This is a genomic window from Streptosporangium sp. NPDC023615 (genome assembly GCF_040640155.1).
In the GTDB taxonomy this organism is placed as follows: domain Bacteria; phylum Actinomycetota; class Actinomycetes; order Streptosporangiales; family Streptosporangiaceae; genus Streptosporangium.
Genome location: NZ_JBFABE010000006.1, coordinates 141,703 through 162,990 on the forward strand (window position 1 = coordinate 141,703; position 21,288 = coordinate 162,990).

Sequence of the window (21,288 nt, forward strand, 5' to 3'; positions counted from 1 at the left end):
AGACCGGTGTTCAAGCACCGAGACGGGCCGGTAGGGTGACGGCATGGATTCGCGTAACATCCGCCTGGCGGTCATCCCCGGGGACGGCATCGGCGCCGAGGTCGTCGCCGAAGGGCTCAAGGTTCTCGAAGCGGTCGGCACGAAGGTGGAGACCACCACCTACGACCTGGGCGCCAAGCGCTACCACGAGACCGGCGAGACGCTGCCCGACGGCGTCCTGGAGGAGCTGCGCGGGTACGACGCGATCCTGCTCGGAGCGGTCGGCGACCCCAGCGTGCCCCCGGGCGTGCTCGAGCGCGACCTGCTGCTCAAGCTCCGCTTCACGCTCGACCACTACGTGAACCTGCGGCCGGTCAAGCTCTTCCCCGGCGTGGAGACCCCGCTGGGCAGGGCCCGGCCGGAGGACATCGACATGGTCGTCGTGCGCGAGGGCACCGAGGGGCCCTACGCGGGCGCCGGTGGCGTGATGCGCCGCGGCACCCCGCACGAGATCGCCACCCAGGAGTCGCTCAACACCGCGTACGGCGTCGAGCGCGTGGTGCGCTACGCCTTCGACAAGGCGCTGTCGCGCCCGCGCAGGAAGCTGACGCTGGTCCACAAGACCAACGTGCTCACCTACGCCGGCGACCTGTGGGCCCGCACCTTCGACCGGGTCGGCCGGGAGTATCCGGACGTCCGCACCGACTACTGCCACGTCGACGCGGCCTCGATGTTCTTCGTCGGCCAGCCCGAGCGCTTCGACGTCATCGTCACCGACAACCTCTTCGGTGACATCCTCACCGACATCGGCGCCGCGATCGCCGGCGGCATCGGCCTGGCGGCCAGCGGCAACGTCAACCCCGACCGCACCGCGCCGAGCATGTTCGAGCCGGTCCACGGCAGCGCCCCCGACATCGCGGGCCAGGGCAAGGCCGACCCGACGGCCACGATCCTGTCGGTCGCCATGCTCCTGGACCACCTGGGCCTGGACCCCGAGGCCGCCCGCGTCGAGCGCGCCGTGGCCGACGACCTGGCCGGGCGGACCGCCGGCGGGGCCGGACGCACCACCCGGGAGATCGGCGACGACATCACCGCCCGAGTAGCCGGCTGAGGAAGCCGCCCACCTCGACCCAGACGCGCCCGGCGGCTCACCTGAGCCGCCGGGCGCGTTTTGGTTTTTCCGCCTCGCTGACGGATTTCGTCAGCGATGCAGTAGTTTCCCGTTACCCGGTCCAACGCAGAATGGACGCAAGGGTAAGCCAGACACCAAGAGAAGGATCCGCGTCATGACCACCGCTCAGAAGCTCAGCTTCGACGTGCAGCTCTCCGACCACGCTCGCACCACGGCCGAGCGCGAGCAGGTAATGGCGAGCCCGGGGTTCGGCCAGGTCTTCACCGACCACATGATCTCCATCGACTACACCGAGGGGAGGGGCTGGCACGACGCCAGGCTCACCCCGTACGGGCCGCTCGTCCTCGACCCGGCGACCTCGGTCTTCCACTACGCGCAGGAGCTCTTCGAGGGGCTCAAGGCCTACCGCCAGGAGAACGGCGCGATCGTGACCTTCCGGCCGGAGGCCAACGCCGCCCGGTTCAACACCTCGGCGCTGCGGATGGCCATGCCCGAACTGCCCGAGGAGACGTTCGTCGAGTCGCTGGAACTGCTCGTCCAGACCGACCGCGACTGGGTCCCCACCACGCCGGGACACAGCCTCTACCTGCGTCCCTTCATGATCGCCACGCAGCCCGCGCTCGGTGTCAACTACCCCTCCAGGACCTACCGGTACATGGTCATCGCCGGCCCTGCGGCGGCCTACTTCGGCGGGGGCCAGGCCGTCTCGGTCTGGCTCTCCACCGAGTACACCCGTGCCGCTCCCGGCGGCACCGGGTTCGCCAAGTGCGGCGGCAACTACGCCGCGGCCTTCGTGGCCCAGCGCCAGGCCGTCGAGCAGGGCTGTGACCAGGTGGTCTGGCTGGACGCGGTCGAGCACCGCTACGTCGAGGAGATGGGCGGGATGAACCTGTTCTTCGTCTACGGCGACCGCCTGCTCACCCCGGCGCTGACCGGCACGCTCCTGCCCGGCATCACCCGCGACTCCATCCTCGCCCTCGCCGGCGGTCTCGGCCTGCGTGCCGAGGAGGGGCGCCTGTCGATCGAGGAGTGGCGACGCGGCTGCGAGTCGGGCGAGCTCACCGAGGTCTTCGCCTGCGGCACCGCCGCGGTCGTCACCCCGGTCGGCACGGTCAAGGGCGCCGACGGCTCCTGGACGATCGGCGACGGCACCCAGGGCCCGGTCACCTCGAAGATCCGCGAGGAGCTCGTGGGCATCCAGTACGGCTCCCGCCCCGACCCGCACGGCTGGGTCCACAAGATCTGCTAGCCGCCGAGGGAGGACCCGGGTCCGCCGGGACACGGGTGGCCGCCACCCGCACGTGAGAGGGCCCGGCCTTACCGGGCCGGACCCGATCACGCGCGGCAGGCTCAGTCCTCGATCAGCCGGCCCGTGTCGATCGTGACATCCCACGGCGCGGGGAGTTCGAGCGGCTTGCCGAGCGATTCGGTGACCTCGTCGGCGTACCCTTCCGGTCCCGGCCGGCTGAGCAGCCTGAACCGGTTCGCGAACGTGTCGATCACGAGGTAGAGCGGCACTCCCGCGAGCGCGTAGGCGCGCGGCTTGACCACGTGGTCGTCGTGAACGCTGCTCGGAGAGACGACCTCGACGACCAGCAGCGTGGCGTTCGCGTAGATGTGGCTGGGATCCCGGAGCGGGGGATCGGGGGGAACGATCACGAGGTCGGGCTCGAAGCGATCTCCCTGCACCTGCAGGAGGAGCTTGACCTGTGGATAGAGGCGCCATCCCTTCTCCATGGAGAGCGGCATGAGCTGTGCCGTCAACTGGTGGACGACCTTCGCGTGGGCGATCGTGGGCATCTCCCTCACCACGATCCGGCCGTTGACGATCTCGATCCGGTGATTCTCGAACCGATCGACGAGCTCCAGGTAGAGCCGTTCGACATCCTTCCGTTCCGTGAGCCGGTACGCGGTCGATCTCTCCATGAGCATTCCCATGGTCTCATCCTTCCCTCCGCGCCGGTGAGCGCAACGTGCTCTTCATGTGACGTAAAGTAATCGGAAAACGTCGCGCTCGTACGCGGATCCGGGAAGGTTCTCGTCAGTGCTTTCGAATCATGGTGAGGCCGTCGGCGATGGGGAGCATGATCGAGGTGACCCGCTCGTCGGCGCTGACCAGGTCGTTGAACGCGCGGATGTGCCTGACCGTCTCGTCGTCGACGGAGGGGTCGGCGACCCGGCCCCTCTGCAGCGTGTTGTCGACCAGGATCAGCCCGCCCGGGGCCAGGCGCTCCATCAGCAGCTCGTAGTAGACCGGGTAGTTGACCTTGTCGGCGTCGATGAACGCCAGGTCCACGGCGGGGTGCACGGGAAGCTCGCGCAACCGCTCGGCCGCGGGGCCGATCCGCAGGTCGATGAGCTCGGCGACCTGCGCCTTCTCCCAGTATCTGCGGGCGATCGCCGTCCACTCCTCGCTCACGTCGAAGCACGTGAGCCCGCCGCCCGGGGCGAGACCGCGGGCCAGGCAGATGGAGGAGTAGCCGGTGAAGGTGCCCACCTCCACCGCGTTCCTGGCGCCGCAGAGCTGGGCGATCATCGTGAGGAGGCTTCCCTGGTCGGGGGAGATCTGCATCCCGGCGCGGTCGCCGGTCGTCTCGCGGGTCTCGACGGCGAGCGCGTCGAGGATCTCGTCGGGCAGGGTGGTGTGCGCGAGCAGGTACTGCCCCACGGCCGGGTCGAGGTAGGTGGTCTTCATGGAGGTCATTCTCGCCCGTGGCGGCAGGTCGTGGCGAACGATCCGGCGACGTGGCGGCACGCGGAGGATCTCGGATGGTGAGATCGATGTGTCAGATGGTGTCGGCGTGTGGCAGACTCCGAGGCATCATGTTCTACGGTCTGCTCATTATCGGCAGGCGCGCCGGCTGAAAAAGGGACATCGCCGGCGCGCAGACCTCTCACGTCCGTGAGGGGTCGTTTTTGTTTCCGGAGCCGGACTGCGCGCGGCGGATCATCGAACCCGCGAAGGAGAACGACATGGCCGACGATCGCTTCCACGTGTACGACACGACTCTCCGTGACGGTGCCCAGCAGGAAGGGCTCAACCTCACGGTGGCCGACAAGCTGGCCGTCGCGCGTCACCTGGACGGCCTCGGCGTCGGCTTCATCGAGGGCGGCTGGCCGGGCGCCAACCCCAAGGACACCGAGTTCTTCAGGCGGGCTCGAACAGAGCTGGACCTGAGGCACGCGCAGCTCGCCGCGTTCGGCGCGACCCGCCGGGCAGGCGTGAAGGCGGCCGACGACCCCTTGGTCGCCGCGCTGCGCGAATCCGGCGCGCCGGTCGTGACCCTTGTCGCCAAGAGTCACGACCGGCACGTGGAGCTGGCCCTCCGCACGACCTTGGAGGAGAACCTCGCGATGATCCGCGACACGGTCTCCCATCTTCGCGCGGAGGGACAGAGGGTCTTCCTCGACGCCGAGCACTTCTTCGACGGCTACACCTCCAACCCGGCGTACGCGCTGGAGGTCCTGCGCGTCGCGGCCGAGGCGGGCGCCTCGGTGATCGCGCTCTGCGACACCAACGGCGGCATGCTCCCCGACGAGCTGGCCGACGTGGTGCACGCCGCCGTGCAGACGTCCGCCAGGATCGGCATCCACTGCCACGACGACACCGGCTGCGCGGTCGCCAACTCGCTGGCGGCGGTGAAGGCGGGCGCCACCCACGTGCAGGGCTGCGCCAACGGCTACGGCGAACGCTCGGGCAACGCCAACCTGTTCACCGTCGTGGCCAACCTCCAGCTCAAGCGGGGGTTCGACCTGGTGCCCGGGGAGGCGCTGGCGGACATGACCCGGATCGCCCACGCGATCACCGAGGTCACCAACGTCACCCCCAACTCGCACGCCCCCTACGTGGGCGTCTCCGCCTTCGCGCACAAGGCCGGGCTGCACGCCAGCGCCATCAAGGTCGACCCCAACCTCTACCAGCACATCGACCCCGCCCAGGTCGGCAACGACATGCGCATGCTCGTCTCGGACATGGCCGGGCGCGCCTCGGTCGAGCTCAAGGGCCGCGAGCTGGGCTACGAGCTCGGCCAGGACACCTCGCGGGAGCTGGTCAACCGGGTCAAGGAGATGGAGTCCAAGGGCTACACCTTCGAGGCGGCCGACGCCTCCTTCGAGCTGCTGCTCCGCGACACCGTCGCCGGCGAGCGCAGGCGGCACTTCCAGGTCGAGTCCTGGCGGGTGATCGTCGAGCGGGCCCGGGGCGGGGAGGTCGTCAGCGAGGCCACCGTGAAGCTGTACGCCAAGGGCGAGCGGATCGTCGCCACCGGCGAGGGCAACGGCCCGGTCAACGCCCTGGACCGGGCCGTGCGGCTGGGGCTGGAGCGGCTCTACCCCGAGCTGGCGGAGGTCGAGCTGATCGACTTCAAGGTGCGCATCCTGGAGGGGACGCACGGCACCGACGCGGTCACCCGCGTACTGATCACCTCCAGCGACGCGGCCGGGGAGTGGTCCACGGTCGGCGTCGACGAGAACATCATCGAGGCGTCCTGGCAGGCGCTGGAGCAGGCCGTCACCTACGGCCTGCTGCGGGCGGGCCACACCGTCTGAGGGCGCCCGTCCCGGGGACCGCCCGGGACGGGACCGGCGGGACACCCGTCCGGGAACGTCAGGACAGGCCGGCGCCGCGGACGCGGAGGCTCACCGTGCCCTCGGAGGTCTTCACCGAGACCGTGCCGCCGGAGCAGGAGAGCGACGGGGCGTCGGTGCCGGGCACCACCACGGTCAGCACGGAGGCGCCGGCGGCGGGGGCCACGACCGCGGGGGCCGGGTGCCTGCGCATGTAGGCGGAGGACACCCAGCCCTGGTACGGGTTCTTCCCGCCGCGGACGACCTTCAGCCCGCCGACCGGCTCGCACGACGGCATCGAGACCTGCGCGAGCGTCGCCTTCCAGCCCTTCTCGTCCTTCAGCACGACCCGGCCCCCGCCGTTCGAGACGACGGACAGGTCGCGGGAGAAGTGCCACAGGCTGCCGACCCGCGAGCCCTTGGGGACCGTGTCCAGCACGGCCATCACGTCCCGGCCGTGGCCGACGAGCACCGAACGGGTCCTGGGCACGCCGTAGGCCCTGTCGGTCAGTCGGTAGCTCTGCCGCTCCCGCCCGATCGAGGACCCGCTCAGGGCGCTGGCGGTGCCGCCGCGGAAGCGGGCCCCGGCCACCGTCGAGGTGTTGTGCGCCTGCGGCGACATCGTCCAGCGCCGGTAGCCGCTGTTCTCGTACGAGTCGAAGCCCGCGTCGACCAGGACGTCACGGCCCTGGGCGTAGTAGGTGACGCCCAGGTGGTCCTCGTGGCCGTGGTACCTCATCCCGGGCCCGAAGCGGATGGAGTAGAACGCCGAGGCGGGGTCGTTCCAGGCGGTGCGCCCGTAGACGTAGCCGTTGCCGAACACCCGCACGGTCTTCTTCGGCGCGCCGTAGCCGACCGGCCGCACGTCCGCGCCGCCGTCGCCGATCGGGACCATGTACCCGTTCGGCTGGGTCGAGTGGGCGATGAAGTCCTCCATCGACTCCCAGCGCGAGGTGATCTCCCCGGGCACCTTGAGCCGGCACGCCCGGATGTTGTCCATGGCCACCTTGAGGCGCTCGTACACGTAGATCGCGTAGCGCGGGGCCTGCTCGCGCAGCGCGCCCTGGGAGTCCACGTCGAGCTTCACGGTCTCGGTGAGCCGCCTGATCGCGAGCCCGGACCACGCCTTGCGGCCGTAGCGGCAGCCGATGCCCAGCAGCGCGATGTCCTGGTCGATGCCGTGGTTGTGACCCTTCTCGTACAGCTTCGGGTTCGACAGCATCGCGGCGTGCTCGGTCAGGCTGCGGGAGAGCCAGGAGGCGTCGACGTGCTTGCTCAGGCAGACCAGCGCGGGCGCGCGCAGCGCGATCGGGTGCTCCTGCCAGGCGTACGGGCTGGTCCTCGCGCCGCCGCGCGGGTTGTCGGCGACCCAGTCCCTGGCGATCTCGACGGCCCGCCTGAGGTAGGCCGCGTCACCGTTGGTCTCGTAGTCGGCGACGAGGCGGCCCATCCAGCGCAGCGAGTGGAACACCATGCTCCACGAGCGGTTGCGGTAGGGGTCGGTACGCCAGTCGACGTTCCCGCCGACCTTCACCGGCGCCATGTCCAGGAAGCCGAGCCGTCCGTTCATCACGTCCGCCCCGGTGGGCGTGGCGGGCAGCCAGTCGCCCTGGCACTCCGTGGTGCGTCCCGCGGTGCCCGCCGTCGCGGTCCCGGCCGGGACGAGACAGGTCAGCAGCGAGACCAGGGCAAGAGCGAGTGCTTGTGTGCGGCGGCGCACGCCAGTTCCTTCCGGGACGGGGCAAGGGAGCGGATCATGCTGCCGAATCCCACCAAACCGGTCAAGCCGGCAGGGGTGCTTCCGGGACATCGTTAGCAATCGGATGCGGGTTCCCACCGGTGAGATCCGCGGGTTCCATGAACCTTAGGGGCTTGTGAACCCTATGCGCTCCGAGGGGCGTACACGGCCCGCGGGTCCTGTGAGGTTGCTGGGACTCACGGGGCCGGGCGGGTGACGGTCCCCGTTCCTGACGCGGTGCCCGAGGGGGCGGCGCCGAAGGCTTCCCGGTAGGCGGCGGGGGAGACGCCGACCCGGCGGCGGAAGTGCGGGCGCAGCGCCACCGCCGAGGCGAACCCCACGCTGCGGGCCACCCGCTCCACCGGCTCGCGGGTGGTCTCCAGCAGCCGCTGGGCCTGCAGGACCCGCTGGTGGAGCAGCCACTGGGCCGGAGTGGTGCCGGTGACCCGGCGGAAGCGCCGGTCGAAGGTCCGGCGGCTCATCGCGGCGCGGGCGGACAGGGCGTCCACGGTCAGCTCGCGGTCCAGGTGGCGCAGGGCCCACTCGAGGGTCTCGCCGATGGGGTCGCCGGCGGACGGCGGCGGCACGGGACGGTCGATGTACTGCGCCTGGCCGCCCGACCGGTGCGGCGGCACCACCAGGCTCCTGGCGATGTGGTTGGCCGTCTCCGGGCCGTAGGTCCGCCGGACGAGGTGCAGGCACAGGTCGATGCCCGCCGCGCTGCCCGCGGAGGTGAGGACGTCGCCCTCGTCGACGTACAGGACGCCGGGCCTGACGTCGACGAGGGGATGGGCCGAGGCGAGCAGTCCGGCGTAGCGCCAGTGGGTGGTGGCACGGCGCCCGTCCAGCAGACCGGCGGCGGCCAGCACGAACGTGCCCAGGCAGAGCCCGACCACGGTCGCCCCGCGCCGGTGGGCGCGGCGCAGCGCCTCCAGCGCGTCCCCGGCGGGCGGAGGTCCCGACGGGTTCCGCCAGGTGGGGACGACGACCAGGTCGGCGTCGTCCACGGCGCCGAGGTCGTACGGGGCGGCGAGGGTGATCCCGATGTCGGTGCGGACCGGGCCGCCCTCGGCGGAGACGGCCCGGGTGTCGAACTCCGGCAGCCCCGGCCGCCGCTCACCGAAGACCGCGATCGGCACCGACGCCTCGAACAGCGGGATGCCGTCGAACAGCATCACCGCGACCGTCCGGAACCTCATGGCGCGATCCTATCGGCCGATGTCCTTTGAGCCACTCGCGGACGGGAGCCCGCTTCGGCAGGCTGTGCCGCATGAGACTCGCCGACATCGTCGTCCCCGACTCCCCGGCCGCCCGCGGCGCGCTGGAGGTGGCGACCGCCTACTGCTCGCCCGCCCTGCTCAACCACTCCGTCCGCGCCTACCTCTGGGCGGCGGCCTACGGCGCGATGAACGACATCGCCTTCGACGCCGAGCTGCTGTACGTGGCGTCGATGATGCACGACATCGGCCTGGTCGCGGAGTTCGACAGCCACACCGTGCCGTTCGAGGAGGCGGGCGGCCACGTCGCGTGGGTCTTCGCCGCCGGGGCCGGCTGGCCGGTCGAGCGCCGGGTGCGGGCCTCGGAGGTCGTCGTGCGTCACATGTGGGACAAGGTGGACCCCGAGCAGGACCCGGAGGGGTACCTGCTGGAGCTGTCCACCGCGCTCGACATCTCCGGCCGGAGGCCCGAGGACTTCCCGCCGGAGCTCCGCGCCGAGGTGCTGGAGCGCTACCCCCGGCTGGGGATCGGCCCGTACTTCACCATGTGCGTCCTGGAGCAGGGGGCCCGCAAGCCGGACAGCCAGGCCGGGAGGCTGGCCCGCGCCGGGATCGCCGAGCTCATGGCGAACAACCCCCTGGAGGGCTGAGCCCTCCAGGGGGTCGGGGAGTCAGGGGGCGGAGGGCGCGGCGGGGGCGCGGCGGGGGGCGCGATCCTGCGGTGAAGGCCGGACCGGACCGCGCCGGACCGTCCCGTCCCGGGCCGGGGCAGGTCGCCCGGTTGGCCCGGGTCGTTCGGGGTGGCGGTCAGGCTCCCGGCGCCGGGCCGGTGCTCTGCACCACCTCGAAGGACCACAGCTCGGCCCCGGTGGCGGCGGGACCCTGCCCGTGCCCGTGACCCTGGGCCGGGCCCTGCCCATGTCCCTGCCCGGGGCCCTGGCCGTGCCCCTGGCCCTGGCCGTGCCCCTGGCCCTGGCCCTGTCCCTGGTCCTGGCCCGCGCCGGCCGCGGCCTGGGCGTGGCCCCGCTGGAAGGCCTGGCTCTCGGTCCAGCGCTTGAAGTCCTCCTCCGAACGCCAGCGGGTGTAGACCAGGTAGCGGTCGGTGCCCTCCACCGGGCGGAGCAGCTCGAACCACTCGAATCCGTCGGCGGACTCGACGACCCCCGCGCGCGTGGAGAAACGGCGCTCCAGTTCCTCGCGCATCTCCGCGGACACCGTCAGGGCGTTGATCTTCACGACCGGCACATCGTCTCCTCGAGGTGGTGGTTTCTCCCGCCACTCTACGATCGGCGCTCCGTCAGGCGAGGGTCCGGCGGGAGCGCGGCGCGTCCTCCACGTTCACCCGGGCGACGGCGGGCATGTCCGGGCTCTCCAGGGCCTGGCGCATGTGCGGCAGGACCACCTCGCCCAGGTGCTCGCGGACCGCGCTCATCGGGGCGTCCCCGGCGAGGGTCACCCGCATCCGTACGCGGGGGTGCCGCTCCGTGCCGGTCATCGTGGCGGTGGCACCGGTGATCGCGGGGTGGGCGCACGCCTCCGCGGACGCCGCGTCGGTCACGCCGCCGGTGTCGACCTCGGTGACCCCGGCGGGACCGCCCTCCAGGCGCATGCCGTCCAGGCTGCGGCGGCGTGCCTGGACGAGCAGCCAGCGCAGGCCGAACAGCGCGAGCACGATCCCGCCGGCCGCGACCACCCACCAGAGCCGGGGGGCGTAGCGGGCGAACGCCTCGCGCACCGGCGCGTCGACGAGCGGTGTCCCGGCGGGCGCCACGTCCCGCGGGAACACCCCGGCCCCGCGCGCCGTCGCCAGTGCCGCCAGGACGAGCAGCGTCAGCCCCACGAGGAACAGTCCCAGCCGGTTGCCCCGGGCGGTCGTGTCGTCCACGGTGCTCACCTCACCTGCCTCGCAGCCGTACGCGCACGGAGTGTCTCCGGACGGGGGAGAACGCGTCGATCCGCGCGTTCACCGCCTCCCGCACGACGTCGGCCAGCCCGGTGACGTCCCGGGTGCCGGCGTCGGCCGTCACCCGGACGGTCCTGCCCAGCAGCCTCACCCGGGCGTGGTCGACGCCCGGCACCGCCTCGGCGGCACGGGCCAGCGACCTGGCGAAGCCCCGGCGGTGCACGCCGACGATCAGATTCCCCGTGCCCGTCCTGACCGGGACGAGCGTGGGCCGTCCCGGCACGATCGCGAGCAGTACCAGCAGCAGGCCCAGCAGGCCGGCCAGGCCCGCGCCCGCCATCACCCGCTGGTCGCTCCACGGCGTGGACGAGGCCCAGGCGAGGATCCGGTCGTAGGGCACCAGGCGGAGCGGGCGGCGCAGCAGCGCGGACACGACCTCCACGGCCACGAGGAGGCCGAGCGCCGTCATCAGGACGGCGGTGATCATCGAGGGGATCACCCGGCGCGGGCGGAACGCCCTGACCGCCGCGCGGTCCGCCGAGGCGTTCCTCGGCACCGTGGCGGGTGCCCACGGCGCGGGCGGTTCCGCGATCTCCGCGCCGGGTGCGGTCGTCGCCCCCGGAGCCGGTCCCGTCGCGGGAACCGGTCCGGTCCCGCCGGAGGTGCGGGTGGTCATCCCAGCTCCCTCTGAGGAGCGGCGCCCTCGGCGGTGCCGGCGCCCCCGACGGTCCCGGTGCTCCCGTTTCCGCCGGTGTCCCCGGTGTCCCCGGTGTCTGCGGTGCCTGCGGTGTCCCCGGTGCCCCCGGGAGTTCCGCCGGTTCTCGTGGTCCGGGTGCCGGTCAGGGTCACGTTGACGACGTCGATGTCGATGTGGCCGACGTACAGGCCGGTCAGCGCCATGATGCGTTCGGCCACGTGGCTCCGGACCTCCTGGGCCACCTCGCGGAGCGGGGCCGGGTAGTCCACGGTCACGTCCAGGCGGAGCGTGGTGAGCTCGCCGTCCACGGTGGCGCGGGTACCGCCCCGGAGGGACAGCGGCCCCCGCTCGCCGACCTTCCGTACCCGTGCCACCTCTCCGGCCGCGCGGGTCGCGATGCGCGACACCACCCGATCGGATATGTCGGTCCTGCCGCGCGTCTCCGGCGGCACCGCCGCCCGCCCGGAGGCGGCGGCCGGCGCGTACGGACCGGCCTGCTCCGGGACGCCGCCCGGCAGAGCGCCGGACGGGCCGCCGGGGGCACCGGGAGGGGAGTTCACCGGGCCGGGCGCGGAACGGTGCTCGACCGGGGTGCTCATCGCCGCCTCGCCGCCAGCCTGGACAGGTCGAGCTGCCCGCTCTCCGCGAGGCGGCCGACCACGAACCCGATCGCGCCCAGCACCAGGACCAGCAGGAACGCCGACAGGCCGCCGAAGGCCCCGGCGAACCCCAGGAGAACACCGACGACCGTGCCGAGCACGGACCAGACGGGGAAGCCGTTCATGTGACACCTCCGATATGGACGTTCACCGGCCGGCCGCCCGCCATCGGGGCGACCGCCGCGCGCACCTCTTCGGCGATCTCCGGCAGCGGGCGCCCCAGCCGGACGACGACCGAGACCTCCACCTCGTCCTCGCGCAGCGCGACGCCGGGCATCATCTCGCCGGGCCGGTAGGTCGCCACCGTTCCGAAGGGGCCGCCGGACAGGTCGGCGACGTCGGGGCAGCGGCGTACCGCGTCGGCCATCCCGCGCGCGAGGGCCGCCGCCTGACGGAGCGGGTCCGGCGGCCCGTCCCCGTCCGCCGGTCCTCCGGCGCTCCCCGGTCCTTCGGGGGGCTCCCGCCCCTCGACCGGCTCCGGTCCTCCCGTGGTTCCCGGCGCCCCGGGTCCCGGGATGCTCCCCGCACACGGGCCCTCCGGTCCGCCCGTCACCGCCGCCGTCCCCTCGGGTCCGGACGGGGTCGCGCTCGTCCCTCGGGCCGGCAGCCCGGGATCGAGGACGGCCGTCCGGCGGGCCGAGGGCCCCGGCTCGGGCGCGGGCACGGCCGCCCCGCGGGCCGCCTGCCGGGGCTCGCGGGCCGGTCCCGGCGCTCCGGGAGCGAGATCGCTCACTGGACGCGCGGCTCCGGCTCGGGCGACGACTCCTCCGTCCCGTCCCCCTGGCCGGGCATGTGGACGTCGGAGACCTTGATGTTGACCTCGGTGACCTCCAGGCCGCACATCCGCTCGACCGCCGTGATCACGTTGCGGCGCACCGCGCCGGCCAGGTCGGGGATGGACATGCCGTACTCGACGACGAGCTCCAGGTCGGCGGCGGCCTGCCGCTCGCCCACCTCGACCGAGACCCCCTGCGTGACGCTCTTCTCGGCGCCCACCATGCCGCGCATCGCGCCGAAGGCGCGCGCCGTGCCCGCCCCCATGTTGTGCACGCCCTGGATCTCCCGGGCCGCCAGACCCGCGATCTTCGCGACCACGCCGCTCTCGATGGTGGTGGTCCCCTTGGAGGTGACCAGTCCACTGTGCGTTCCGGAACTGTCGGTGCGGGCCCGGGGCACCGTCGCCTCGCCGCCCTGGGGCCTGTTCACCGTGCTGGCTTCGGTCACGTCCGTTCCTTCCCCCGGGGGAAGACCGCTCCGGCCCTCCGATGCTGCTACAGCCGGTAATACCCCCCATATGCCCTGCAACCAGGACATACCTTTTCTTAGATCAATCCTGGCCATATCTGGAAAATAGGACTTATGTATACTTTTAGTCATATATGGGTGGCTCGTCTTCGGGGCGGCGGGTGCGCGTCCGGGCCCGGCCGCCGTCCGGTGCGCCCGCGTCCCGACACGGTCACGGTCCGGCGGTACCCGGAGCGCGACTAGCCTTGTCGGTGTGCGTATAGCGAGGTTCTCCACAGGAGACGGTGTCGGGTTCGGGGTGGTCGAGGGCGGCCCCGGGGAGGAGTTCGTCGCCGGGATCTCCGGCCATCCCTTCGGGCCGATCCAGTTCACCGGGGAGCGGTTCTCGCTCTCCCAGGTGAAGCTGATCGCCCCCATGCTGCCCAGCAAGGTCGTGGCGATCGGCAGGAACTACGCCGACCACGCCAGGGAGATGGGCGGGGAGGTCCCCGACGAGCCGCTGGTCTTCCTCAAGCCCTCCACCTCGGTGATCGGCTCGGGGGAGGCCATCGCCTACCCGACGGCGCTCTCCCAGCGGGTCGACTACGAGGGGGAGCTGGCCGTGGTGATCGGCAGGCTCTGCCGGGAGGTGCCCCGCGAGCGGGCGCACGAGGTCGTCTTCGGCTACACCTGCGCCAACGACGTCACCGCGCGGGACCTGCAGAAGAAGGACGTCCAGTTCACCCGCGCCAAGGGATTCGACACGTTCTGCCCGCTCGGCCCCTGGATCCAGACCGAGCTCGACCCGTCCGACGTCGGCATCGTCACCTCGGTGAACGGCGAGGTCCGCCAGAGCTCGCGCACCTCCAAGCTCATGTACGACATCCCCGCGCTGATCGCCCACGTGAGCGCGGTCATGACGCTGATCCCCGGCGACGTCATCCTGACCGGCACCCCCGAGGGCGTCGGCCCGCTCAACGTCGGCGACGAGGTCAGCGTCTTCGTCGAAGGAATCGGCACTCTCAGCAACCGGGTGGTCTCCCGTGATTAGGGTTCGCTTCGCCCCCTCGCCGACCGGCATGTTCCATGTCGGCGGCGCCCGCTCCGCGCTGTTCAACTGGGCCCTGGCCGAGCAGGCCGGGGGACGGTTCGTCCTGCGCGTCGAGGACACCGACGCCGCCCGCAACCGGCCCGAGTGGACCGACGGCATCATCTCGGCGCTCGCCTGGATCGGTGTCAACGACAGCCATCCGGCCTTCGAGGGCCCCTACTTCCAGTCCTCGTACGAGGAGCAGCACCGCGAGGCCGTGGCCAAGCTGCTCGCCGGCGGCCGCGCCTACCACTGCACGTGCACCCGCGACGAGGTCAAGGCCCGTACCGGCTCCGAGCACCAGGGCTACGACGGCTTCTGCCGCGACCGCGGCCTGACCGAGGGCGCGGTCCGCTTCCGTACCCCCGACGAGGGCGTCACCGTGATCCAGGACCTGGTCCGCGGCACCGTGGAGTTCCCCAACGCCGCGATGGAGGACTTCGTCGTCGCCCGCGGCGACGGGTCGCCGGTGTTCGTCCTGGCCAACGTCGTCGACGACGTGGAGATGCGGATCAGCCACGTGGTCCGCGCCGAGGAGCACCTGTCCAACACCCCCAAGCAGCAGCTGCTCTGGGACGCGCTCGGCGTCACCCCGCCGACCTGGGCGCACGTGCCGGTCATCGTCAACGAGAAGCGCCAGAAGCTGTCCAAGCGCCGCGACAAGGTCGCGCTGGAGTCCTACCGCGACGAGGGCTACCTCGCCGAGGCGATGGTCAACTACCTGATGCTGCTCGGCTGGGGCCCCGGCGACGACCGGGAGATCATGCCCTGGTCGGAGATGGTGCCGCTGTTCAGGCTGGAGGACGTCAGCCCCTCCCCGGCGTTCTTCGACGAGAAGAAGCTCCGCGCGTTCAACGGCGAGTACATCCGGGCGCTGCCCCTGGAGGAGTTCGTCTCCCGCTGCGACCCCTGGCTGGAGCCCGGCTGGGACCGCGAGGTCTTCGCCAGGGTCGCCGAGCTCGCCCAGACCCGCATCGCGGTCCTGTCCGAGATCACGGCGAACGTCGACTTCCTCTTCCTGGACGAGCCCGTCTTCGACCAGGCCTCCTGGGACAAGGCCATGAAGAACTCCGCGGTGGAGATCCTCACCGGCTACCTGGCCCGGCTGGAGACCGTCGCGATGGACCCCGACGCGCTCAAGGGCGCCCTGGAGGAGGTCGGCGCCGAGCACGGCCTCAAGCTCGGGAAGGCCCAGGCCCCCGTGCGGGTGGCCGTCACCGGCCGGACCGTGGGCCTGCCGCTGTTCGAGTCGATCGAGGTCCTCGGCCGCGAGCGCACCGCCGAGCGCCTGCGCGCCGCCCTGGCGAGGCTCGGGGCCTGACCGGAGACCGGCTCCCCGCGGGCCGGGGCGGGGAGCCGGAAGGGCTCAGGGCCGGCGTTCCCCCGTGACCAGGCCGTCCCAGAACGCGAGCCGGTGCGCCGCGGTCCGGTCGAACGACCCCACACCGCCCCGGCCCGGGGCCAGCCCCTGCACGTACGGCGTGCCGTCCGAGGGGCGCACGCGCGGCCACGCGGGCAGGCCGGGCCGGTTCGGGTCGCCGGTGGCGGCGAACCGCGTCCAGTAGTCGATCATCATGTCGCCGAGCCGTCGCTGCCCGGCGGTGAGCGGGGCGGACTCCCAGCCGACCCCGAAGAGGAACGACAGCTCCGAGCCGTGCGAGGCGAGCGGCGCGACGCCGTTCGGCAGCGGGAAGAGCACGGGCGCGGTGCGGTCGGTGAACTCGTAGGAGAAGGTCGGCACGTACCGGGCGAACATCAGGTCGGTGTCGCGCGCCGGCCACGCCCAGTCCAGGTCGCTCATCACGGCCCCCAGCGCCTGCAGGGGTGAGCCGCCGTGGGCGCTCGGCGGGTACTCGGCCAGCACCGCGGCCCCGGCCGCCCCGAACCTCTCGGTGAGGGTCGCCTCGTACCCCTCGGCCGTCATCGGCGGGAACATCAGCGAGGCGAACAGCGTGCCCTCGTCCCGGGTGACGCCCGTCAGGATCGGCACCCGGTGGAAACGGCCCTCATCGAGGACCTTCGCGGGATCCTCGGGCAGCACCGCGTTGCCGTACCCCGGCAGCGGGAGGGGCTGCAGGGCGAGCAGGTCGGCCACGGACCTGCCCCGCATGCAGGCGAGCGCCGTGTCCGGGTCGGTGCAGCCCGCCGTGGCGGCCAGGGTCTGCCCGTACCCGTCGTGGGCGGCCCGGGGCACCCAGAGCGGCACGTCCAGGATCGGCCGCGGCCTGCCGTCCGCGGGGTCGCCCGTCCGGCACGGGCTGCTCTGGCTGATCGCCCGGTGGAACAGGCCCGCCGCCGAGGGGGAGGCGAGCTGCGCGCACACCGAGTGCGAGCCGGCGGACTCCCCGGACAGCGTGACGTTGCCCGGGTCGCCGCCGAACGCCGCGATGTTGCGCCGCACCCACCGCAGGGCCGCCTGCTGGTCCTCGATCCCGAAGGCCCCGGAGTCCTCCACGCCGGGGTGGCCGAAGAACCCGAAGATCCCCAGCCGGTAGTTGACGGTCACCACCACGACGTCGCCCCGCGCGGCCAGCCTGCGGGCGTCGTACTCGCTGCCGGCGCCCCTGGTGAGGCCACCGCCGTGCAGCCACACCATCACCGGCCGGGGCCGGTTCGCGTGGCCGCGCGCGGGGACGGTCACGTTGAGGTAGAGGCAGTCCTCGGTGTCGCTCGCCGGCAGCCCCCACACGTCGGCGACCTGGGCGCACCGTCCGCCGGGCGCGGTGGCGTCGCGCACGCCCCGCCACGGCGTGACCGGCCGGGGGGAGCGCCAGCGCAGCTCCCCGACCGGCGGCGCGGCGTACGGGATGCCCTGGAAGAGCCGGTGGCCGCCGGTCACGGTGCCCCGCACCAGGCCGGCGTCGGTGCGCACGGTCGCCTTCCCGCCGCCGGTCCCGGTCGCGTCGATCCCCTCGGTCGCGCCGGGCCCCCCGGCCGCCGCGGCCGTCCCGCCCGCCGCGGCCGGCCCGGCCGGTCCGCCGTTCGCCCCCGTCCGGGCCGCCGCCGGGCTCGCGGCGCCCAGCAGGGCACCCGCCAGGAGCGCGACGAGCGCGACGCCCGTCCTGTTCCGTCCTCGTGTCATGCGCCCAGTGTTTATGCTTTCGTACGGAAACGCAGGAGATGTGCGTCCCCGGTGGCGGTGGGGTTTCCCCCACCGCCGTGGTGCCCGCAGGGCCCGCCCGCGACCGAGCGGGCGAGGACCGCGCGGGCCGCGGGGGTCACGTCTGCAGGCCGCGGCGCTCCAGCAGCGGTTCGATGCGCGGGTCGCGTCCGCGGAAGGCGCGGAAGGCGTCCATCACGTCCCGCGAGCCCCCCACCGACAGCAGGGTGGAACGGAAGTGGTCGCCGTTCTCGCGCCTGAGGCCGCCGTTCTCCTCGAACCAGCCGACGCTCTCGGCGTCGAGCACCTCGCTCCAGATGTAGGAGTAGTAGCCGGCGCTGTAGCCGCCCACCCCGCTGGAGAAGACGTGCGCGAAGTAGGAGGTCCGGTAGCGGGGAGGGACCAGGTCGAAGGCGATCCCGGCGCGCTCCAGCGCGGCGGCCTCGAACGCCTCGGCGTCCTCGACGGTCTCGCCCGCGGCCAGCGTGTGCCAGGCCCAGTCGAGCAGCGTCGCCGCGAGGTACTCGACCGTCGCGAAGCCCTGGTTGAACCTCTCGGCCGCCCGCATCTTCTCCAGCAGCTCCGCGGGCACCGGCTCGCCGGTCTCGTGGTGCCGGGCGAAGTTGGCCAGGATCGACGGCCAGGTGGCCCACATCTCGTTGACCTGCGAGGGGTACTCCACGAAGTCGCGCGGCACCCCGGTGCCCGAGACCCGGGGGAAGCGCACGTCCGAGAACAGGCCGTGCAGGGCGTGACCGAACTCGTGGAAGGCGGTGTTGACCTCGTCGAAGGTCAGCAGGGTGGGACCCTCGGCGGGTTTGGTGATGTTGAGGTTGTTGATCACCACGGGCCGCTCGTCGAACAGGTGCGACTGGAGCACCAGGCTGTTCATCCAGGCGCCGCCGCGCTTGGACGGGCGGGCGTACGGGTCGAACACGAACAGGCCCATCGGCGAGCCGTCGGCGTCGAACACCTCGTAGACCCGCACGTCCGCGTTGTACCCGGTCAGGTCCTTGCGGGCGGTGAAGGTGATCCCGTACAGCTCGCCGGCCGCGTGGAAGATCCCGTCGTGCAGCACCCGGTCCAGCTCGAAGTAGGGGCGCAGGTCGGCGCCGTCGAAGTCGTACCTGGCCTTGCGCACCCGCTCGGCGTGGAAGGACCAGTCCCACGGCTCCAGCGGGAAACCGGCCTCCCGGCCCAGCTCCTCGGCCTCCCGGCGGGCGTTGGCCACCGCCGGGCCCACCAGCCTGCCGAGCATCTCCTCGACGGCGCCTGTGGTCTTGGCCGTCTGGTCGGCGACCGTGTAGGCGGCGTGGCTGGGGTAGCCCAGCAGCGCGGCCCGCTCGGCGCGCAGCTCGGCCATCCTGGCGGCCAGGGGCAGGTTCTCCGGGGCCCGGCCGACCGACAGCTCGTACAGCCGCCTGCGGGTCTCGCGGTGGGTCAGCTCGGCCAGCGCGGGCTGGTTGGTGTGGTTGAACAGCGGCAGCACGTGGCGGCCGTCCTTCTCCAGGGCCTTGATCGTGCTCTCCGGGAGCCCGTCGAGCAGCGCGGGGTCCTCCACGACCAGCGCGGAGGCGGTGGAGGACGCCAGCAGGTTCTGGGTGAAGGAGGTGGAGAGCCTGGTCAGCTCCTCGTTCAGCTCCCGCAGGCGGTCCTGCTCGGGCTCGGACAGGTCGGCCCCGGCCCTGACGAAGTCCACGCGGTACTTCTCCAGCAGCCACGCCTCCTCGGGGTCGTCGGTGACGACCCGCCTGATCCGGGCGTACAGGTCGCGGTTGAGCCGGATGGCGTCGCCGTGCTTGGTCAGCCTGGGCAGGATCTCGGTCTCGATCCGCCGGATCCCGTCGGTGGTGTCGGAGGCGGCGATCGTCATGAAGACGACCGAGACACGTCGCAGGATCCGGCCGGAGCGCTCCAGCGCCTCGATCGTGTTGGCGAACGTCGGCGGCTCAGGGTCGTCCGTGATCTCACGCACCTCGCGCAGCTGGTCGGCCATGCCGCGCTCGAAGGCCGGGAGGTAGTGCTCCTCCCTGACCTGGGCGAACGGCGGGAGCCTGTACGGCAGCTCGCTGTCGGCGAAGAACGGGTTCTCGACCAAGGCGGAAACTCCTCACGGGTGGACGGATCTCTCCAGCAGCGTCGCACAGCCGGTCCTCGGCGGCAGCCCGGTGATACCGCGATCCGGCCGCGGGTAATCGTTTTGGTCTTGACCCCCAACCTGGGCTATTCTTTCGGAGTCGCCAGCGAGTCCCGCAAGGGGTCCAGTGCGGTGGGGTATGGTGTAATTGGCAACACGGCTGATTCTGGTTCAGTTGTTCTAGGTTCGAGTCCTGGTACCCCAGCTGCATCTTCTTCTTTCGGAAGATGCCGCAGATTCGGTCCCCTCCGAATCTGATGACAGTGTGTAGGGTCCCGTCGTCTAGTGGCCCAGGACGCCGCCCTCTCAAGGCGGTAGCGCCGGTTCGAATCCGGTCGGGACTACCACTGTCTCTCGCAAGGCTCCGTCGTCTAGTGGCCTAGGACGCCGCCCTCTCAAGGCGGTAGCGCCGGTTCGAATCCGGTCGGGGCTACATCGCGAACCCCCGGAAGCAACGGCTTCCGGGGGTTTTCCCTTTCCCGGTCCTGCGCGATTCACCCCGCTCCCGGGTCCTGCCCGCTCCGGGTGATCCTCCTCGACCCCGGCCCGTCCTCCCGACGCGTCCTCCGGGCCCGGGCGATCCTCTTCGACCCTGATCGTCCTCCCGGTACGGGCGATCCTTCTCGGTTCGGGCCGTCCTTCGCCCCAGGTGATCCTTTCCGGTCCGTGCCGCTCCCACCGCCCCCCGGAGCTCCCCGTGGGCGCCGCCCACCTCTTCCGTCACACCCCTTGATTGGATAGTGGAACTGACCAATAATTGGAGAGTGCCACTATCCAACAGGAGGTTGAAATGATCACTTTGCTGGCCGACGGGCGTGAGGAACGGATCGCCGGGCCGATCCTGCCGCACGGGGAGACCGTCCTGGGCTGGGAGCGCAAGCCGCAGGGCTGGTGCCGGGGCGACGCGTGCATCCCCTCTTTCCGCGCGGCGGCGGCCGAGACCGCCGACGGCGTCGACCTGGTCGCGTTCGCCGGGCTGCTCGGCAGGCAGGTGGTCGCCGACGCGGACGAGGGCGTGATCGCCGTCGGTGAGCCCGCCGACCTCCCCGCCGGCCGCGCCCCGGAGTTCGAGGCGCTGACCGCGCTGCGCGGCACCAAGGTCGCGCTGGTCTTCTGGGCCTCGTGGTGCGGCTGCCGCTACGACCTGCCCGCCTGGGAGGCCCTGCACCGCGAGTTGGGCGGGTACGGCTTCAGCGTGCTCAGCGTCTCCCTCGACCGCGTCCCCGGGGCCGCCCGCGAGTGGCTCGGCGAGGCCCTCCATCCGGCGGTGACCGACACCGACGGCCGCATCGCCGAGCTCTACAACGTGATCAACGTGCCGACCGTGGTCTGGGTCGACGCCGAGGGCCGGATCGCCCGCCCGCAGGACACCATGACCGCCACCGACACCTTCCGGTCGATGAACGGGCTGTCCTCCGAGCGGGCCGTCGCGGCCCTGCGCAGGTGGGTGATCGACGGCGACGCCGGGACGACCTCCCGCGAGCTGCGCGCCCCCACCGGCGACGAACGGCGGGCCCGGCTGCACGCGCGGCTGGCCGCCTGGCTGTTCCGCGCCGGGCGCGGGAGCGCCGGCGAACGCCACCTCGCCGAGGCCGCCGCCCTCGCCCCGCACGACCTCGCCATCCGCCGGGGGCTCATGCCGCTCAACGGCGTCGACCCGTTCGGCGAGCGCTACTTCGCGCTCCGCGAGGAACTGGAGGCCGCCGGGATCGCGATCTACCGGCCGCTCCCCGACTGGCAGGACGACCGGGAGCCCGCCACCCCCTCACCCGTGTCCGCCCCCTCGCCCGTGCCCGTCCGCGGGTGACGGGCCGGGGGTGACGGCGCCGAGCCGTGCCCTGCCCGC

The 21,288-nt window shown here is 72.3% G+C and carries 20 protein-coding genes and 3 tRNA genes; 10 read left to right on the top strand and 13 right to left on the bottom strand.

Going from position 1 to position 21,288, the window contains the following annotated elements; all coding sequences use genetic code 11:
* Positions 1-43 precede the first annotated feature (43 nt).
* Positions 44-1,090 carry a 3-isopropylmalate dehydrogenase gene (locus AB0G16_RS07110; RefSeq protein WP_362799943.1) on the top strand — a complete coding sequence of 349 codons (1,047 nt, stop codon included), beginning with the start codon at positions 44-46 and terminating at the stop codon, positions 1,088-1,090.
* A gap of 175 nt (positions 1,091-1,265) precedes the next feature.
* Positions 1,266-2,360: a branched-chain amino acid aminotransferase gene (locus tag AB0G16_RS07115; protein WP_362799946.1), complete on the top strand. Its 1,095-nt coding sequence runs from the start codon at positions 1,266-1,268 to the stop codon at positions 2,358-2,360.
* Between the two features lie 101 nt (positions 2,361-2,461).
* On the opposite strand, the gene AB0G16_RS07120 is transcribed toward AB0G16_RS07115, so the two are convergent.
* Both AB0G16_RS07120 and AB0G16_RS07125 read right to left on the bottom strand, forming a co-directional pair.
* A complete protein-coding gene (locus AB0G16_RS07120) occupies positions 2,462-3,049 on the bottom strand; it encodes a Uma2 family endonuclease (protein ID WP_362799949.1) in 588 nt (195 codons plus the stop codon).
* A gap of 103 nt (positions 3,050-3,152) precedes the next feature.
* Positions 3,153-3,806, bottom strand: coding sequence for an O-methyltransferase (locus AB0G16_RS07125; RefSeq protein ID WP_362799952.1), 654 nt, complete (start codon positions 3,804-3,806; stop codon positions 3,153-3,155).
* Between the two features lie 278 nt (positions 3,807-4,084).
* Between AB0G16_RS07125 and cimA the strand changes: the two genes are divergently transcribed.
* Entirely contained in the window at positions 4,085-5,659 is a 1,575-nt protein-coding gene (cimA, locus tag AB0G16_RS07130) for a citramalate synthase (protein ID WP_362799955.1), read from the top strand.
* A gap of 58 nt (positions 5,660-5,717) precedes the next feature.
* Here the strand turns inward: cimA and AB0G16_RS07135 are convergent, their stop codons facing one another.
* Together AB0G16_RS07135 and AB0G16_RS07140 are read right to left on the bottom strand one after the other, a co-directional pair.
* The gene (locus AB0G16_RS07135; RefSeq protein WP_362799958.1) at positions 5,718-7,397 is read right to left on the bottom strand and encodes a heparinase II/III family protein; all 1,680 of its coding nucleotides are present in this window, start codon (positions 7,395-7,397) and stop codon (positions 5,718-5,720) included.
* A 215-nt stretch (positions 7,398-7,612) separates the two neighbouring features.
* Positions 7,613-8,614 carry a helix-turn-helix domain-containing protein gene (locus tag AB0G16_RS07140; protein ID WP_362799962.1) on the bottom strand — a complete coding sequence of 334 codons (1,002 nt, stop codon included), beginning with the start codon at positions 8,612-8,614 and terminating at the stop codon, positions 7,613-7,615.
* A gap of 71 nt (positions 8,615-8,685) precedes the next feature.
* On the opposite strand from AB0G16_RS07140, the gene AB0G16_RS07145 reads away from it, so the two are divergent.
* Complete coding sequence (locus AB0G16_RS07145; RefSeq protein ID WP_362799965.1) at positions 8,686-9,282, top strand: HD domain-containing protein; 597 nt, start codon at positions 8,686-8,688, stop codon at positions 9,280-9,282.
* A gap of 157 nt (positions 9,283-9,439) precedes the next feature.
* Here AB0G16_RS07145 and AB0G16_RS07150 read toward each other — a convergent pair whose 3' ends face one another.
* The 7 genes from AB0G16_RS07150 to AB0G16_RS07180 all read right to left on the bottom strand — a co-directional run bounded on the left by AB0G16_RS07150 (position 9,440) and on the right by AB0G16_RS07180 (position 13,067).
* Entirely contained in the window at positions 9,440-9,877 is a 438-nt protein-coding gene (locus AB0G16_RS07150) for an antibiotic biosynthesis monooxygenase (protein WP_362799968.1), read from the bottom strand.
* Positions 9,878-9,929: 52 nt separating this feature from the next.
* Positions 9,930-10,517, bottom strand: coding sequence for a hypothetical protein (locus tag AB0G16_RS07155; protein WP_362799971.1), 588 nt, complete (start codon positions 10,515-10,517; stop codon positions 9,930-9,932).
* 10 nt (positions 10,518-10,527) lie between these two features.
* Positions 10,528-11,211 (bottom strand): DUF6286 domain-containing protein, encoded by a 684-nt coding sequence (locus AB0G16_RS07160; RefSeq protein WP_362799974.1) that lies wholly within the window; start codon positions 11,209-11,211, stop codon positions 10,528-10,530.
* Positions 11,208-11,831 (bottom strand): Asp23/Gls24 family envelope stress response protein, encoded by a 624-nt coding sequence (locus AB0G16_RS07165; RefSeq protein ID WP_362799977.1) that lies wholly within the window; start codon positions 11,829-11,831, stop codon positions 11,208-11,210. Before AB0G16_RS07165 ends, AB0G16_RS07160 begins: the two co-directional genes overlap by 4 nt.
* Positions 11,828-12,016: a hypothetical protein gene (locus AB0G16_RS07170; RefSeq protein WP_362799980.1), complete on the bottom strand. Its 189-nt coding sequence runs from the start codon at positions 12,014-12,016 to the stop codon at positions 11,828-11,830. Before AB0G16_RS07170 ends, AB0G16_RS07165 begins: the two co-directional genes overlap by 4 nt.
* The gene (locus AB0G16_RS07175) at positions 12,013-12,258 is read right to left on the bottom strand and encodes a hypothetical protein (protein WP_362799983.1); all 246 of its coding nucleotides are present in this window, start codon (positions 12,256-12,258) and stop codon (positions 12,013-12,015) included. Before AB0G16_RS07175 ends, AB0G16_RS07170 begins: the two co-directional genes overlap by 4 nt.
* Positions 12,259-12,620: 362 nt before the next feature.
* On the bottom strand, positions 12,621-13,067 hold the full coding sequence (locus AB0G16_RS07180; RefSeq protein WP_362800204.1) for an Asp23/Gls24 family envelope stress response protein: 447 nt from the start codon (positions 13,065-13,067) through the stop codon (positions 12,621-12,623).
* Positions 13,068-13,389: 322 nt separating this feature from the next.
* Between AB0G16_RS07180 and AB0G16_RS07185 the strand changes: the two genes are divergently transcribed.
* Positions 13,390-14,166, top strand: coding sequence for a fumarylacetoacetate hydrolase family protein (locus AB0G16_RS07185; RefSeq protein WP_362799985.1), 777 nt, complete (start codon positions 13,390-13,392; stop codon positions 14,164-14,166).
* 28 nt (positions 14,167-14,194) lie between these two features.
* On the top strand, positions 14,195-15,526 hold the full coding sequence (gene gltX, locus AB0G16_RS07190) for a glutamate--tRNA ligase (protein WP_362800207.1): 1,332 nt from the start codon (positions 14,195-14,197) through the stop codon (positions 15,524-15,526).
* A gap of 45 nt (positions 15,527-15,571) precedes the next feature.
* Here the strand turns inward: gltX and AB0G16_RS07195 are convergent, their stop codons facing one another.
* Together AB0G16_RS07195 and AB0G16_RS07200 are read right to left on the bottom strand one after the other, a co-directional pair.
* Positions 15,572-17,287 carry a carboxylesterase family protein gene (locus tag AB0G16_RS07195; RefSeq protein WP_362799988.1) on the bottom strand — a complete coding sequence of 572 codons (1,716 nt, stop codon included), beginning with the start codon at positions 17,285-17,287 and terminating at the stop codon, positions 15,572-15,574.
* Positions 17,288-17,423: 136 nt separating this feature from the next.
* Entirely contained in the window at positions 17,424-19,403 is a 1,980-nt protein-coding gene (locus tag AB0G16_RS07200; protein ID WP_362799991.1) for a M3 family metallopeptidase, read from the bottom strand.
* Positions 19,404-19,575: 172 nt separating this feature from the next.
* On the opposite strand from AB0G16_RS07200, the gene AB0G16_RS07205 reads away from it, so the two are divergent.
* The 4 genes from AB0G16_RS07205 to AB0G16_RS07220 all read left to right on the top strand — a co-directional run bounded on the left by AB0G16_RS07205 (position 19,576) and on the right by AB0G16_RS07220 (position 21,249).
* A tRNA-Gln gene (locus AB0G16_RS07205) sits at positions 19,576-19,647 on the top strand.
* A 66-nt stretch (positions 19,648-19,713) separates the two neighbouring features.
* Positions 19,714-19,789: transfer RNA gene (locus tag AB0G16_RS07210), tRNA-Glu, on the top strand.
* A 13-nt stretch (positions 19,790-19,802) separates the two neighbouring features.
* Positions 19,803-19,875: transfer RNA gene (locus AB0G16_RS07215), tRNA-Glu, on the top strand.
* Between the two features lie 357 nt (positions 19,876-20,232).
* The gene (locus AB0G16_RS07220; RefSeq protein ID WP_362799994.1) at positions 20,233-21,249 is read left to right on the top strand and encodes a TlpA disulfide reductase family protein; all 1,017 of its coding nucleotides are present in this window, start codon (positions 20,233-20,235) and stop codon (positions 21,247-21,249) included.
* Positions 21,250-21,288: the final 39 nt, after the last annotated feature.

Excerpts from the sequence above, each read along its gene's own strand:
- AB0G16_RS07110 (WP_362799943.1), top strand. The coding sequence starts at position 44 with ATGGATTCGCGTAACATCCGCCTGGCGGTCATCCCCGGGGACGGCATC.
- AB0G16_RS07115 (WP_362799946.1), top strand. The coding sequence starts at position 1,266 with ATGACCACCGCTCAGAAGCTCAGCTTCGACGTGCAGCTCTCCGACCAC.
- AB0G16_RS07120 (WP_362799949.1), bottom strand. The coding sequence starts at position 3,049 with ATGGGAATGCTCATGGAGAGATCGACCGCGTACCGGCTCACGGAACGG.
- AB0G16_RS07125 (WP_362799952.1), bottom strand. The coding sequence starts at position 3,806 with ATGAAGACCACCTACCTCGACCCGGCCGTGGGGCAGTACCTGCTCGCG.
- cimA (WP_362799955.1), top strand. The coding sequence starts at position 4,085 with ATGGCCGACGATCGCTTCCACGTGTACGACACGACTCTCCGTGACGGT.
- AB0G16_RS07140 (WP_362799962.1), bottom strand. The coding sequence starts at position 8,614 with ATGAGGTTCCGGACGGTCGCGGTGATGCTGTTCGACGGCATCCCGCTG.
- AB0G16_RS07145 (WP_362799965.1), top strand. The coding sequence starts at position 8,686 with ATGAGACTCGCCGACATCGTCGTCCCCGACTCCCCGGCCGCCCGCGGC.
- AB0G16_RS07160 (WP_362799974.1), bottom strand. The coding sequence starts at position 11,211 with ATGACCACCCGCACCTCCGGCGGGACCGGACCGGTTCCCGCGACGGGA.
- AB0G16_RS07165 (WP_362799977.1), bottom strand. The coding sequence starts at position 11,831 with ATGAGCACCCCGGTCGAGCACCGTTCCGCGCCCGGCCCGGTGAACTCC.
- AB0G16_RS07170 (WP_362799980.1), bottom strand. The coding sequence starts at position 12,016 with ATGAACGGCTTCCCCGTCTGGTCCGTGCTCGGCACGGTCGTCGGTGTT.
- AB0G16_RS07175 (WP_362799983.1), bottom strand. The coding sequence starts at position 12,258 with ATGGCCGACGCGGTACGCCGCTGCCCCGACGTCGCCGACCTGTCCGGC.
- gltX (WP_362800207.1), top strand. The coding sequence starts at position 14,195 with ATGTTCCATGTCGGCGGCGCCCGCTCCGCGCTGTTCAACTGGGCCCTG.
- AB0G16_RS07195 (WP_362799988.1), bottom strand. The coding sequence starts at position 17,287 with ATGACACGAGGACGGAACAGGACGGGCGTCGCGCTCGTCGCGCTCCTG.
- AB0G16_RS07220 (WP_362799994.1), top strand. The coding sequence starts at position 20,233 with ATGATCACTTTGCTGGCCGACGGGCGTGAGGAACGGATCGCCGGGCCG.